The 14,985-nt window shown below is 71.5% G+C and carries 10 protein-coding genes; 8 read left to right on the top strand and 2 right to left on the bottom strand.

Translation table 11 applies throughout. The annotated features are described in order from the left end of the window. Positions 1-2 precede the first annotated feature (2 nt). From SCNRRL3882_RS10450 to hflX, 5 genes are all read left to right on the top strand, one after another. Entirely contained in the window at positions 3-185 is a 183-nt protein-coding gene (locus SCNRRL3882_RS10450; RefSeq protein ID WP_010034830.1) for a hypothetical protein, read from the top strand. A gap of 42 nt (positions 186-227) precedes the next feature. Beyond that, on the top strand, positions 228-1,100 hold the full coding sequence (gene dapF / locus SCNRRL3882_RS10445; RefSeq protein ID WP_010034833.1) for a diaminopimelate epimerase: 873 nt from the start codon (positions 228-230) through the stop codon (positions 1,098-1,100). A 297-nt stretch (positions 1,101-1,397) separates the two neighbouring features. Next, positions 1,398-3,611 (top strand): RelA/SpoT family protein, encoded by a 2,214-nt coding sequence (locus tag SCNRRL3882_RS10440; protein WP_029180817.1) that lies wholly within the window; start codon positions 1,398-1,400, stop codon positions 3,609-3,611. Positions 3,612-3,866: 255 nt separating this feature from the next. Further along, positions 3,867-5,393 (top strand): M1 family metallopeptidase, encoded by a 1,527-nt coding sequence (locus SCNRRL3882_RS10435; protein ID WP_010034839.1) that lies wholly within the window; start codon positions 3,867-3,869, stop codon positions 5,391-5,393. Between the two features lie 156 nt (positions 5,394-5,549). Then, positions 5,550-7,043, top strand: coding sequence for a GTPase HflX (hflX, locus tag SCNRRL3882_RS10430; RefSeq protein WP_010034842.1), 1,494 nt, complete (start codon positions 5,550-5,552; stop codon positions 7,041-7,043). A gap of 67 nt (positions 7,044-7,110) precedes the next feature. Here the strand turns inward: hflX and SCNRRL3882_RS10425 are convergent, their stop codons facing one another. After that, positions 7,111-8,313, bottom strand: a complete 1,203-nt coding sequence (locus SCNRRL3882_RS10425) for a trypsin-like serine peptidase (RefSeq protein ID WP_029180818.1) — start codon at positions 8,311-8,313, stop codon at positions 7,111-7,113. Between the two features lie 247 nt (positions 8,314-8,560). Then, a complete protein-coding gene (locus SCNRRL3882_RS10420) occupies positions 8,561-9,784 on the bottom strand; it encodes a trypsin-like serine peptidase (RefSeq protein WP_029180819.1) in 1,224 nt (407 codons plus the stop codon). 340 nt (positions 9,785-10,124) lie between these two features. Here SCNRRL3882_RS10420 and SCNRRL3882_RS10415 point away from each other — a divergent pair, with 340 nt between their 5' ends. The 3 genes from SCNRRL3882_RS10415 (at position 10,125) to SCNRRL3882_RS10405 (ending at position 14,860) form a co-directional block, all read left to right on the top strand. Next, entirely contained in the window at positions 10,125-11,534 is a 1,410-nt protein-coding gene (locus SCNRRL3882_RS10415; RefSeq protein ID WP_010034848.1) for a diaminobutyrate--2-oxoglutarate transaminase family protein, read from the top strand. 183 nt (positions 11,535-11,717) lie between these two features. Further along, positions 11,718-13,862 (top strand): IucA/IucC family protein, encoded by a 2,145-nt coding sequence (locus SCNRRL3882_RS10410; RefSeq protein ID WP_418952368.1) that lies wholly within the window; start codon positions 11,718-11,720, stop codon positions 13,860-13,862. 83 nt (positions 13,863-13,945) lie between these two features. After that, the gene (locus SCNRRL3882_RS10405) at positions 13,946-14,860 is read left to right on the top strand and encodes a GNAT family N-acetyltransferase (protein ID WP_010034854.1); all 915 of its coding nucleotides are present in this window, start codon (positions 13,946-13,948) and stop codon (positions 14,858-14,860) included. The last annotated feature ends 125 nt before the right edge of the window (positions 14,861-14,985 follow it).

Genomic DNA, 14,985 nt, shown 5'->3' with positions numbered 1-14,985 from the left:
AAATGCCGCTCCGCCGTGCGGGCGCCACGATCCACGAAGCACCCCACAGCGCGGCGCACCTGCACGCCCATGACGCCTCCCATGCCGCGGCCCGCCCGCACGCCCATGACGCCTCCCATGCCGCGGCGCGCCCGTACGCCCCCCACGCGCCCCACACCGTGGCCCGCCCGTACGCCCACGACTGATCCGCACGGCCCTCCCGCGGGGCAGACCGTACGATCGAGGGCATGAGCACGCGGATCCCCTTCCTCAAGGGTCACGGCACCGAGAACGACTTCGTGATCGTCCCGGACCCCGAGAACGCCGTCGACCTGCCCCCGGCCGCCGTCGCCGCCCTCTGCGACCGCCGCGCTGGCATCGGCGGTGACGGACTGCTGCACGTGGTGCGTTCCGCCGCGCACCCGGAGGCCCGGCACATGGCGTCCGAGGCGGAGTGGTTCATGGACTACCGCAACGGGGACGGCTCGATCGCGGAGATGTGCGGCAACGGCGTGCGGGTCTTCGCGCGCTACCTCCAGCGCGCCGGACATGTCGCCGAAGGGGACCTCGCCGTCGCCACGCGCGGGGGCGTGAAGACCGTGCACATCGCCAAGGACGGTGACGTCACCGTGGGCATGGGCAAGGCACTGCTCCCCGAGGGCGATGTCACGGTGAGCGTCGGCGAGCGCAGCTGGCCCGCGCGGAACGTGAACATGGGCAACCCGCACGCGGTCGCCTTCGTGGACGACCTGTCCCACGCCGGTGACCTGCTCTCCCCGCCGCCCTTCAGCCCGGCCGCCGCCTACCCGGACGGTGTGAACGTCGAGTTCGTGGTCGACCGGGGCCCCGGGCACGTCGCGCTGCGCGTGCACGAGCGCGGCGCCGGCGAGACCCGCTCGTGCGGCACGGGGGCGTGCGCGGTCGCCGTGGCCACCGCCCGCCGCGACGGTGCCGACCCGACGGCCACCGGCACGCCGGCGACGTACACCGTGGACGTACCCGGCGGCACCCTGGTGATCACCGAGCGGCCCGACGGCGAGATCGAGATGACGGGCCCCGCGGTGATCGTGGCCGAGGGCGAGATCGACGCGGAGTGGCTGGAGACCGCCACGCGCGCGTGAGCAGGCGCCGACCGTCAGGAAACCGCTGCGCGCTGTCGGCCACGCGACCCGAAACGGCCGTAAGGAACCGGCCACTTGGCGGGAACGGAACCGTCATGGTCACGACGTACGAGGGTACAAACTTCACATTCATCGCTCGAATGGGTGATCAGTTTCACGCTCGGCGAGAGGCGGTCAGCCACGCGTGGTGGGCTCGGTAGCATCAAGCACCGGCCCGGACGGGGGACCGAAGCCGCCCCCTGAGCCGTGTCCGCCCTGGGGCACCCCGTCCGCCGGTCCACGCAGCCGGAGGTGCCCATGAGTGCGGAGGCCACGAATTCCGTGACCCCAGGCCCGATGCCGGGCGCGGTGTCAGGACCGGTGACGCCGACAGCCCCGCGCAGAAAGGCCCGCCCCCGGATCGACCTGCGCCGCCTCGGCCGCGCCGCGCTGCTCGGCCCCGCCGCTCGCGACCGGCTGCCCGACGCCATCAGCCACGTCGTCGACGCGCACCGCGCCCATCACCCCGACGCGGACCTCGAACCCCTGCGCCGCGCCTACGTCCTGGCCGAGTCCTCGCACCGCGGCCAGATGCGCAAGAGCGGCGAGCCGTACATCACGCACCCGCTCGCCGTGACCCTGATCCTCGCCGAACTCGGCGCCGAGACCACCACGTTGACCGCGTCGCTGCTCCACGACACGGTCGAGGACACGGACGTTACGCTCGAACAGGTCGGCGAGCAGTTCGGCGAGGAGGTCCGCTACCTCGTCGACGGCGTCACCAAACTGGAGAAGGTCGACTACGGTGCCGCAGCCGAGCCGGAGACCTTCCGCAAGATGCTCGTCGCCACCGGCAACGACGTCCGCGTCATGTCGATCAAACTCGCCGACCGGCTGCACAACATGCGCACCCTCGGCGTCATGCGCCCCGAGAAACAGGAGCGCATCGCCAAGGTGACACGTGATGTGCTGATCCCGCTCGCCGAGCGGCTCGGCGTCCAGGCGCTCAAGACCGAGCTGGAAGACCTCGTCTTCGCGATCCTGCGGCCCGAGGAGTACGCGCACACCAGGGAGTTGATCGTCCAGAACGCCGCCCGCACGGACGACCCGCTCGCCGAGGTCGCCGACGAGGTGCGTACCGTGCTGCGCGAGGCGGACATCCCCGCCGAAGTCCTCATCCGGCCCCGCCACTTCGTCTCCGTGCACCGCGTCTCCCGCAAGCGTGGACGGCTGCGCGGCTCCGACTTCGGCCGCCTGCTGGTGCTGGTGAACGAGGACGCCGACTGCTACGGCGTCCTGGGCGAACTGCACACCTGCCTGACACCGGTGGTCTCGGAGTTCAAGGACTTCATCGCCGTACCGAAGTTCAACCTGTACCAGTCGCTGCACACGGCCGTCGCGCGCGAGGACGGCCAGGTCGTCGAAGTCCTCATCCGCACGCACCAGATGCACAAGGTCGCCGAGGCCGGAGTCGTCGCGCTCGGCAACCCGTACGCGCCGGCCTCCGACGACCCTGCCGACGGCGAGCGCGTCGACCCCACCCGCCCCGGCTGGCTCTCCCGGCTCCTCGACTGGCAGGAGGCGGCCCCCGACCCGGACCACTTCTGGTCGACGCTGCGCGAGGACCTCGCCCAGGACCGCGAGATCACCGTCTTCCGGCCCGACGGCGGCACGCTGGGCCTGCCCGAGGGGGCGACCTGTGTGGACGCCGCGTACGCGCAGTACGGGGAGGACGCGCACGCGTGCATCGGCGCACGTGTCAACGGCCGTCTGGCGACGCTGAGCACGGTTTTGAAGGACGGCGACACCGTCCAGCTCCTCATGGGCCAGGACCCGGCTTCCGAGCCCTCCCGGGAGTGGCTGGAGCACGCGCACACGCCCGCGGCCCGGATCGCCATCCAGCGGTGGCTGGCCGCCCACCCGGCGCAGGCCGAGGCCCAGCGGACCGAGGTCCAGGAGGACCGGCAGGTCCAGGAGGACCGGCTGGCCGGGGAGCGTGCGGCGGCTGTCCGACCCGCGCCCGCCGACGCGTCCGATCCGGCCGGCCCGGCTCCCGACCAGGCGCCCGCCCGCCCCGCCAACGGCAACGTCCTCACCGACCGGCCGGGCGCGGCCGTCCGGCTCGCGGGCTGCTGCACACCGGTGCGGCCCGACGCGATCACCGGCTTCGCCGTACGCGGGGGCGCGGTCACCGTGCACCGTGTCGAGTGCGCCGCGGTGGCCCGTATGAAGGACGGGGGGCGCGCGGAGGTCGGCGTGCGCTGGGGTGAGGCCACCGAGTGCCGGGTCACGCTGGTTGCCGAATCGTTCGTGCGTCCCCATCTGCTCGCGGACCTCACGGAGGCCATGGCCCTCGAAGGCGCCGAGATCGTCTCCGCGACAGTCGAACCCCCGACCCAGCAGCAGGTCCGTCACACGTACACCGTGCAGCTCCCGGACGCGGCCCACCTGCCCGCCCTCATGCGGGCGATGCGCAACGTGGCCGGGGTCTACGACGTCACCCGGGCACAACCGCACACGCAGGGCGGCTGACCCCGCCCGGGCGCCGGCCAAGGGACGGGTCGGCTGTGCCGCGGGTGCTGGCCGCTGGGTACGGGTCGGCTGAGCGCACACGGGCGCCGGCCGCCGGATACGGGTTGGCTGAGCCCCGGTACGGGTCGGATGAGCGCGCACAGGCGTCGGCCATCTGACGCCGGGCGGCACCCGGCGCAGGCTCCGGTACCCGGTTCGGGTGGGCCGGACGCGCGTCGTCCGCGTCGTGCACGCGCGCGCTGATAGCCGTGAGGCATGCGCCTCACCCCCCACCGCACCCGTACCCGTCCCTGTCGTCGGCGGACGTCCGCGGCGCTGCTCGCCTCGGCCGTCTCCGTCTGCCTCGTCGCCGCGAGCGCCCCCGTCGTCCCGCTCGGCGTCGGCGACCGACTCTTCCCGTACCTGGGCAACCCCGGCTACGACGTCGCGTCGTACGACCTCTCCTTCATCTATCCCGGCAGCAACAGCGAGCCGCTGCGGGCCGTGACCACCATCGACGCCTGGACGACGGCCGACCTGGACCGCGTCAACCTGGACTTCGCCCACGGCACGGTCCACTCGGTCGAGGTCGACGGCGAGCCCGCCACCTTCAGCACCGCCGGCGAGGACCTGGTGATCACCCCCGAGGACTCCGTGTCGGACGGCAACTGGATGCGGATCACCGTGAGGCACACCAGTGACCCCGTGCCCGCCGAGGGCCGCGAGGGCGGCTGGGTGCGCACCGCGGACGGCCTCGCCATGGCCAATCAGGCCGACGCCGCGCACCTGGTGTTCCCGTGCAACGACCACCCCTCCGACAAGGCGATGTTCACCATCCGGGTCACCGCACCCGACGGACACACGGCCGTCGCCAACGGCCTGCCCGCCGGGGTGCACAGATCCGGTGGGTCGACCACCTGGACGTACCGCACGCAGCACCCCATGGCCACCGAACTCGCCCAGGTCTCCATCGGCCGCTCCACCGTGCTGCACCGCACCGGCCCGCACGGACTGCCCGTACGGGACGTCGTCCCGGCCAAGCACCGCAAGGCGCTCGAACCCTGGCTGGAGAAGACCCCGGAGCAGATCGCCTGGATGGAGAGCAAGGTCGGCCGCTACCCCTTCGAGACGTACGGCCTGCTCATGGCCGACGCCTCGACCGGCTTCGAACTCGAGACCCAGACGCTCTCCCTCTTCGAGCGGGAGCTGTTCACCGACTCCGTCCGCCCCGCCTGGTACGTCGAGTCGATCATGGTCCACGAGCTGGCCCACCAGTGGTTCGGCAACAGCGTCGGCCCTCACACCTGGTCCGACCTGTGGCTCAATGAGGGACACGCCACCTGGTACGAGGCCCTGTACGCCGAGGAACAGGCCGGCAAGCCGATGCGGGACCGTATGAAGGCCGCGTACGGCGCCTCCGACCGCTGGCGCGCGTCGGGCGGACCACCCGCCGCCCCGAAGGCCCCGGAGCCCGGCCGCAAGACCAGCATCTTCCGGCCGAACGTCTACGACGGCGCCGCGCTCGTCCTGTACGCCCTGCGCGAGGAGATCGGCCGTCCCGCCTTCGAACGCCTGGAACGCGCCTGGGCCGACCGGTACCGGGACGACACGGTCACGACGGAGGACTTCGTCCGGCTCGCCGCCGAGATCTCCGGGCGCGACCTGGACGGCTTCTTCCGGGGCTGGCTGTACGGGAAGAAGACCCCACCGATGCCGGGGCACCCGGACTGGAAGCCGGCCGTTCTCGCGAAACCGGCCGTGCCCGCGAAACCGGCCGCGCCGGGGAAAGCCGCTGCTCGATAACACGGTGACGAGACGCCCCGTGCCGTGCGACTATCTTCAGGTCGGCGCGGCACGGAGCGCCGGGAATCTCCCGGAGCGCTCGCGCGTTATGCCCGGTGACGGAAAGCTCGCAGCGCTCCGTCGCCGTAAACGGTTTCCCAGCTACGTAAGGATCCAATGACCTCCTCTTCTTCCCCTTCCCAGGACACCAAGCGCTTCGCGCACAGCCACCCCGAGGGTCTTCGGGCCGATGCCCTGATGGAAGAGGACGTCGCCTGGAGCCACGAGATCGACGGAGAGCGGGACGGCGACCAGTTCGACCGCTCCGACCGCGCGGCCCTGCGCCGTGTGGTGGGCCTCTCCACCGAGCTCGAGGACGTCACCGAGGTCGAGTACCGCCAGCTCCGTCTGGAGCGGGTCGTGCTCGTCGGCGTCTGGACCACGGGGACCGTGCAGGACGCGGACAACTCCCTCGCGGAGCTCGCCGCCCTCGCGGAAACGGCCGGCGCGCTGGTGCTCGACGGTGTGATCCAGCGCCGCGACAAGCCCGACGCGGCCACCTATATCGGCTCCGGCAAGGCCGAGGAGCTGCGGGACATCGTCCTCGAATCGGGCGCGGACACCGTCATCTGCGACGGTGAGCTCAGCCCGGGCCAGCTGATCCACCTCGAGGATGTCGTCAAGGTCAAGGTCATCGACCGGACCGCCCTGATCCTGGACATCTTCGCCCAGCACGCCAAGTCCCGAGAGGGCAAGGCGCAGGTCGCTCTCGCGCAGATGCAGTACATGCTGCCGAGGCTGCGCGGCTGGGGTCAGTCGCTGTCCCGGCAGATGGGCGGCGGCAAGGGCGGCGGCCTCGCCACCCGTGGTCCCGGTGAGACCAAGATCGAGACGGACCGGCGGCGGATCCGCGAGAAGATGGCGAAGATGCGCCGGGAGATCGCGGACATGAAGACCGGCCGCGAGATCAAGCGCCAGGAGCGCAAGCGCCACAAGGTGCCCTCGGTCGCCATCGCGGGCTACACCAACGCCGGCAAGTCCTCGCTGCTCAACCGCCTCACGGGCGCGGGCGTGCTGGTCGAGAACGCCCTGTTCGCGACCCTCGACCCGACCGTGCGCCGGGCCGAGACCCCGAGTGGCCGGCTGTACACCCTGGCCGACACGGTCGGGTTTGTCCGCCATCTGCCCCACCACCTGGTCGAGGCGTTCCGCTCCACGATGGAGGAGGTCGGCGAGTCCGACCTGATCCTGCACGTGGTGGACGGTTCGCACCCGAACCCGGAGGAGCAGCTGGCCGCCGTACGCGAGGTGATCAGGGACGTCGGCGCCACCGACGTGCCCGAGATCGTCGTGATCAACAAGGCCGACGCGGCCGACCCGCTGACGCTCCAGCGGCTGCTGCGTGTCGAGAAGCGGTCCATGGCCGTCTCGGCCCGCACCGGCCAGGGCATCGACCAGCTGCTCGCGCTCATCGACAACGAGCTTCCGCGCCCGTCGGTCGAGATCGAGGCGCTCGTGCCGTACACGCACGGCAAGCTCGTCGCCCGGGCCCACGACGAGGGCGAGATCCTCTCCGAGGAGTACACCCCGGAAGGCACCCTGCTCAAGGCGCGGGTCCACGAGGAACTGGCGGCGGAGCTCGCGCCGTACGTCCCGGCGCCGGCGCTCTGACGGCCTCGGCCCTGATGTGAGAAGGCCCGCCCCTGTCCGCAGGGAGCGGGCCTTCAGCATGTCTCGGTCAGCGACCGCCGTACGTCTTGCTCATGTTCTGGTAGAGCGCCTCGGCATCGCGTCCCAGCTGCGGGCCGGCCAGCCAGGTGTTGTCGGCCGGTCCGATCGAGGTGTTGGAGACCAGCACGGACTTGCCGTTCAGCACCCGGAACCAGCCGCCGCCGGACGAACCGCCGGTCATGGTGCAACCGATGCGGTACATCGTCGGCAGGCTCGGGCTGAGCGAGAACCGGCCCGGGACGTCGATGCACTTGAACATCTTCAGCCCGTTGTAGGGCGGCGCCGCCGGGTAGCCCCAGGCGCCCATCTTGGCGGCCGCGGCCGCGGAGGGCGCGGAGAAGTCCACGTCCAGTGCGGCGCCGACCGTCTCCTCCAGGGACTTGGCACCCCGCTCGGGCTTCACGTGCAGCACGGCATAGTCGTACGCCGCCCCGTCACCGCCGGTCTCCGAGCCGCCCTGGATCCACTGGTTCGAGGTCGAGGCCCAGTCCGCCCACCAGTTGCCGTACGGGGCCACCTCCGACGGATTCGCGTTGCTCAGCTCCGCCTCGGTCTTGCCGAGGTCGTTGTAGGCAGGGACGAACACCAGGTTGCGGTACCAGCCGCCGTTGCCGCCGGCGTGCACGCAGTGGCCCGCCGTCCACACCAGGTTGGACTTGCCCGGGTGGTTGACGTCCTTGATCACGGTTCCGGAACAGACGGCCGGGCCGTCGGGGGAGTCGAAGAAGACCTTGCCGACCGGGGCGGCGTTCCGGTGGTACGGCGTCTTCTCGGCCTGCGCCCGGACCGGAGCCGGATCCGGGTCGCTGACGCCCTGACCGGCCGACGCGTCCTTCGTCGTGACCGTCTTGTTGGCCTCCTTCGCGGACTGCATCCGCTCCGGCTTCCAGAGACCCTCGATCACCGGGTTGACGAAGTCCTTGGCCTCACTGAGCCACTTGTCCTTGTCCCAGTCCTTCCAGCCGCCGTCCTTCCACCGGTCGACGTCGATCCCGTGTTCCTTGAGCTTGCCGGCGAGGTCGGCCGGGATCTTGACCTTGCCGCCGCCGTCCGCGGCCTGCGAGGTGGTGGCGTCGGGCTTGTCGCTCGCCGAGTCCGCCGACCCCTCACAGGCGGTCACGGTGAGCGCCAGGGCTGCGAGGAGCCCGGTGGCGGCGAGAGCGGTGCGCCGCCCGCGCCTCGGTGCCGCGGGCGTACGTGTGGAACGCATGGTGCGATGACCCCCGTTGGTGCTGAACAGTGTGGTGCCGCGTGTGCATGTCATGGGTGTGGGCGCCGTGCCTCCGGCGCGAAACCCCACTATGCCCGTGGAGTTGAGGGTGTACCGGGGGCGGGTGGTGAAGGTTTCCGTGAGTCCTCGGGCCGGTGCGCCAGGTGCGGTGCTTGTGCACCGGACGCGCCACCCCACCGCCTGCGGCCGGACGCGCCACCCCCCGCCTACGGTCTCCAGCCGGCCGTCACCGACCGGCGAACTTCTTGCTGACCGAGTCGTAGACGCCCTTGGCCACCTCGCCCAGGCGCGGACCGGCCAGCCAGCCCGACGTCACCGGGCCGATCGAGGTGTTGGACACCAGCGCCGGCTTGCCGTCCGAGCCCGTCGCGACCCAGCCGCCGCCGGACGAGCCGCCGGTCATCGTGCAGCCGATGCGGTACATCGTCGGATCCGACGTGGTGACCGACAGCCGACCCGGCTGGTCCTGGCACCGGTACAGCTTCTGCCCGTCGTACGGCGGCGCGGCCGGGTAGCCGATCGCCGTGACGCTCTTCACCTTCGGTACGGCGGGAGCCTTGAAGTCGACCGGCAGCGCCGAACCGACCGTCTCCTCCAGCGACTTGCCGCCGCTGCCCTTCTCCGGCGTCACATGGATGACCGCGAAGTCGTAGGGCGCGCCGTCCCCGCCCGTCGAGCCGCCCTGCTCGATCCACTGGTCCGAGGTCTGCGCCCAGTCCCCCCACCAGACGCCGTACGGGGCGACGTCCTCCCTCGTGGCGTTCTCCAACTCCGCGACCGGCTTGCCGTCGTCGTTGTACGACGGCACGAACGCGATGTTGCGGTACCAGCCGCCCTTCTTGCCCGCGTGCACGCAGTGGCCCGCCGTCCACACGAGGTTGGACTTGCCCGGGTGGGCCGGGTCCTTCACCACCGTCGCCGAGCAGACGGCCGAGCCCTTGGGGGAGTCGAAGAACACCTTCCCGGCCGTGGGCGCGTTGGCGTGGTACGACGACGGCACGGCCTGCGCCTCTACCGGCTCGGGCGTGGGATCGGTCACGCCCTGGTCACCGGAGAGGTCGCTGTCGTCGACGCCCTGGTCGGGCTCTTCCGCGTCCCGCATGCGGTCCGGGTCCCAGAGACCCTCGATGATCGGGTTGATGTACTCGTTGGCCTCGCGCAGCCAGTCGTCCCGGTCCCAGTTCTTCCAGGCGCCGTTCTTCCACTTGTCGATGTCGATCCCGTGCTCGCGGAGCCGGTCCCTGATGTCGTCCGGGATCTTCAGCTTGCCGTCGTCGGAGGAGCCGGCCGACGCGGAGGCCTCACCGCCCGCAGCGGCGTCGCCCGACTCGCAGGCGGTGGCGGTCAGCGCGAGCGCCGAGGCGAGGGCCACCGCGGCCAGCACGGGGGAGTTCCTGCGGCGCGCCCTCCCTTCTCGGCTGGCGATGGACGACGGCCGTATGGATCGCATGATCTGACTCCCCCTGGTGTGTGACGAACATGGACGAACCGGTGCTTCGGCCCTGGTTTCCGCCGGGTCATGGGAAGTTCAGGCCGAGCTCACGGCGTCCGGGAACGGCACCACACACTATGCGGTGGCTGTGGGGGCGGCCCGACGGAAGCGCAACAGTTCCGTCACGGAAAGGATCTTGAGGCAACCCGTAACCCGGTGAGCGGACCGGGGTTGGTAGCGGTGGGGGGCCTGCTGTCTGTGTGCGGTCCTCTGTGCCCGTGCCCAGTGGGAGGACAGGGAAGTCGTGGCGGAATCCACCCATGGGGGATGTGCGTCCGAGGAGGCCGCTGTGGGGCGTATGCCGGTGAGGGCCCTTCCGGGTGCTGTCGACGGCACGGCTCCGGGAGCACGCGCCGCGCACGAAGGGATTCTGCGCCGCCAGTCCGCCCGCGAGTCCGCGGCCCGCACCTACGCCCGCGCCCTGCCGATCGTGCCGGTGCGGGCCCGGGGACTGACCATCGAGGGCGCGGACGGCCGCCGCTACCTTGACTGCCTCTCCGGCGCCGGCGCGCTCGCCCTCGGACACAACCACCCGGTCGTCCTGGAAGCCATCCGCAACGTCCTCGACTCCGGCGCGCCCCTGAACTCCCTCGACCTGGCCACACCCGTCAAGGACGCCTTCATCACCGAGCTGTTCCGCACCCTGCCCGCGGGGCTCGCCGACCGGGCCCGCGTGCTGTTCTGCGGACCGGCCGGCAGCGACGCCGTGGAGACCGCCTGCGAGCTGGTGCGCGCGGCGACCGGCCGGACCGGCCTCATCGCGTTCACCGGCGCCTCCCACGGAAGGACGGCCGGGGCGTTCGACGCGGCAGCCGGCGCCCACGACGTACCGGCCACCCGCCTGCCCTACCCGCAGGACTACCGCTGCCCCTTCGGCGTCGGGGGAGAGCGCGGGGCCGACCTCGCCGCCCGCTGGACCGAGTCCGTCCTCGACGACTCCGGGTCGGGCGCATCGCTCCCCGCCGGAATGATCGTCGAGCCCGTCCAGGGCGAGGGCGGGGTGATACCCGCACCGGACGCCTGGCTCAGACGCATGCGGCAGCTCACGGCCGACCGGTCCGTCCCCCTGATCGCCGACGAGATCCAGACCGGTGTCGGGCGGACCGGCGCCTTCTGGGCCGTGGAGCACAGCGGAGTGACGCCCGACGTGATGGTTCTCTCCAAGGCCATCGGAGGCAGCCTGCCGCTGGCCGTCGTGGTCCACCGCGACGACCTCGACGTCCCGGAACCCGGCGCCCCCACCGGCACCTTCCGCGGCAACCAACTCGCCATGGCCGCCGGCACGGCGACTCTCACCCACGTCCGGGAGAACCACTTCGCCGAACGCGCGGCGACTCTGGGGGCGCGCATGTTGAGTCAGCTCCAAGGGCTGGTCGGGGAGTATCCGGGCGTGGGGGATGTGCGGGGGCGGGGACTGATGATCGGGGTGGAGTTCGTGGACCCGGAGGGCGAGACCGGGGGAGCCGGGCAGGCGGCTGAGGCTGCGGGGAAGCCGCTTCCCGCAGCCCCCGAACTGGCGGCCGCGGTCCAACGGGAGTGCCTGCGGCGCGGCCTCATCGTCGGGCTCGGCGGCCGGCACTCCAGCGTCGTCCGGCTGCTGCCGCCCCTGACGATCACCGACGAACAGGCTGCCGCCGTGCAGGACCGCCTGGCCGACGCTGTCCGGGCGGCGGCTCGGTGCGGTGGGAGCACGGCAGCAGCGCCCTAGGCGCGGTGAGCCTCCATGCCGTGGGAGCTCGTGCCGTGAGACCCGATGCCGAGGCAGCTCACGCCGTGATCCTTCAACCGCGCCGTCTCGGAACCACCCAACGAGGTACCTGACTTGAACGCCATCCCCAAGCCCGACGACCACGACATGACGCCGGGACGAGGCTCTGCCGGCGCCCGGGAGATGGGGGTGTCGGCGAACCCGGTGAACCCGGTGAACCCGGCGAACCCTGCGAACTCGCCGAGCCGGGCGGTCTCCGGGGTCCCGGGGCAGCGGCCTGGGGCGGCGGAGCTCGCTGATGTACAGCACGCTGAGGTGCGGGGCGGCGAGGTGAGGCACGGTGAGGTGCCGGGTGGCGAGTTGAGGGCTGGCGGGGTCATCGCCGACCTCTTGGAGCACCCCGACCCGCACATCGTCGCCCAGGCAGCAGCCGCGGAGACGCTGTTGCGCTGCTGGGTGCGCGAGGCCGGCCAGCCCGCCCCCGCCGACGGTGTCCTCCGCATCCCCCTCCCCGCCAGCGGAACGGCCCTGCTCGTCCCCGTCCGCTACTGGTCCCCGACGGGCTGGCACCGCTTCGGTCTCCCGCGCCTGGCCGACGCTCCCGACCACGCCCCACCGGTCGACGCCATCACGGTCGCCGCCCTGCTCGCCAGGGAGGCGTCCACAGACGGCCACGAACACGGCAACGGCAACCACAACGGTCACGGCCACGTCTATGGCCAGGGCCGCGTCCACGGTAAGGGCGACCGTGGCGTCGACGGCGTCGGCGGCGTAGAACTCGTAGCGGGTGTCGCCGACTCCCTCCGCCGCGTCACCTCCTTCCTCAGCGACCGTCGCACATCCCCGGTCGACGGCCCCGACCTCTTCCTGGCCGCGGAGCAGTCACTCGTCCTGGGACACCCCCTGCACCCGACCCCGAAGAGCCGCGAGGGTCTCTCCGAGGCCGAAGCACGGCTGTACTCACCCGAGTCGCGCGGATCCTTCCCCCTGCACTGGATGGCTGTCGCCCCCTCCGTCCTCGCCACCGACTCCGCCTGGACCGAACGCGGCCGCCCCGTCGCAGCGGCTCGACTCACCGCCCGCCTGGCCGGGATCGACGTGCCTCCGCCGGACGGGTACGCCCTACTGCCGCTGCACCCCTGGCAGGCACGCGAGATCCGGCACCGTCCGCAGACCGCTGCCCTGCTCGACAGCGGACTGCTCGCCGACCTCGGCACCCACGGCACTCCCTGGCACCCCACCTCCTCCGTACGAACCGTCTACCAAACCGGTGCCCCCGCGATGCTCAAGCTGTCGCTGGGCCTGCGCATCACCAACTCCCGTCGCGAGAACCTCCGTAAGGAACTCCACCGCGGCGTCGAGGTCCACCGCCTGCTCCGCAGCGGGCTCGCTCAGCAGTGGCGAGCCGTGCATCCGTGCTTCGACATCGTTCGCGACCCGGCCTGGATCGCCGTCGATGGAGCCGTTGGGTCCGACGACGGATCCGGGAGTTCCGATGGATTCGGGAGTGCCGGCGGATCCGGGACCTCCGATGGCTCCGGAGGTTCCGACGGCGCCCCGCTGCCCGGACTGAACGTGGTGATCCGACACAACCCGTTCAGCCCATCGGACGATGTCTCCTGCGTCGCTGGATTCGTCTCGCCGCGCCCGTGCTCCCCTGCCCGGCCGGGAACCGCTCCCGACCGTCCGGAGATCCATGGCCCGGTCCTTCGGTCCCGGCTGGCCGAAGTCGTCACGCGTCTCGCCAGTCGGACCGGCCGGCCCAGCGGAGCCGTCGCCGTCGAGTGGTTCCTGCGCTACCTCGAACACGTCGTGCGGCCCGTCCTGTGGCTGGACGGTGAGGCCGGCATCGCCCTGGAGGCTCACCAGCAGAACACCCTGCTCCTGCTGGACGCCGAAGGATGGCCTGCGGGCGGCCGCTACCGTGACAACCAGGGCTACTACTTCCGAGAGTCCCGGCGGGCGGACCTCGACGCCCGGCTGCCCGGCATCGGTGAGCGGAGCGACACGTTCGTCCGCGACGAGGTCACCGACGAACGCTTCGCTTACTACGTCGCGGTCAACAACGTCCTCGGTCTCATCGGCGCGTTCGGCTCCCAAGGGCTGGCCGACGAGCGGCTGCTGCTCGCCGCATTCCGACGTTTCCTCGGAAACGTCGCCTCCGGCCCCGCCCGGTTGCGCTCCTCGCTGCCGGCCCGGCTGCTCGACTCACCCGTGCTGCGCTGCAAGGCCAACCTGCTGACCCGGCTCCACGGCCTCGACGAACTCGTCGGCCCCGTCGACACCCAGTCCGTCTACGTCACCATCGCCAACCCCCTGCACTCCTGATCAACCTGACCGCCCATGAACCCGACCGACCTCCTTCATCCCTGAGGACACGCCGCACCCCCCTTTCCCGAGAGGAGCGTTTGGTGCCTTCCGCCGATCCGACAGCCGATGCGAGTACCGCTGTCCCCGCCACGGCCGACGTCGACGCCGGTGCCGGCTCCAACGCCCGCCTCGATGCCGATTCCGACGTCGACTCCAGCACGGGAGCCGAGCCGGACCCCGCTGCGGAGTCCGGTGGGAGCGGCCACGGAGAAGACACCATGGACCTGCGGCTCCCGGACGAACTCCTCGCCCTCATCGCGGACGAGGTGTCCGACAGCCACGGAGCGCGGCGGCCGGACGAGGGCACCGCAGAACCCTCCGTATCCACCGCCGCGAGCCGTGAGGGCTCCGGCCTCTCGGTCGACTCGGATCTCCCGACCGAGGACGATCTCCTCGACCGCGTCGCCGACTGGGGCCCGGCCGAAACACCCGTGGGCGTCTTCCACCTCGTCCCCGTGCGCATCGAACGCGATCTCCCGCTCATCAGCCGCTGGATGAACGACCCCGCCGCTGCGGCGTTCTGGAAGCTGTCCGGGCCCCAGAACGTGACCGAGGACCACGTGCGGTCCCAGCTGGCCGGCGACGGACGAAGCGTGCCGTGCATCGGCGTGCTGGACGGAACGCCGATGAGCTACTGGGAGATCTACCGGGCCGACCTGGATCCGCTGGCCCGCCACTACCCGGCCCGGCCTCACGACACGGGGATCCACCTCCTGATCGGCGCTGTCGCCGACCGAGGGCGTGGTCTCGGAGGTCTGCTGCTCCGAGCCGTGGCCGATCTCGTACTCGCGCAGCGGCCCTCCTGCGCACGCGTCATCGCGGAACCCGACATTCGCAACACCCCCTCCATCGCCGCCTTTCTGACTGCCGGCTTCCGGTTCTCCGCCGAGGTCGACCTGCCCGACAAGCGAGCCGCCCTCATGGCCCGAGACCGGTCCCTTCGGCATTTCCTGTAGCGCTGTGTCACCGCGTCATCACTCATGGAACGCGGTGCCTGCCGCCGCAGTTCCCACGTGTGCCAGAAATTCCTCCAGCCGTTCGCCGGCCCGTCGCACAGCCATATCCCGCCCCTCCACCCTTC

The sequence above is a fragment of the Streptomyces chartreusis NRRL 3882 genome, assembly GCF_900236475.1.
GTDB lineage: Bacteria > Actinomycetota > Actinomycetes > Streptomycetales > Streptomycetaceae > Streptomyces > Streptomyces chartreusis_D.
This window is presented reverse-complemented; position numbering and strand designations above follow the sequence as displayed.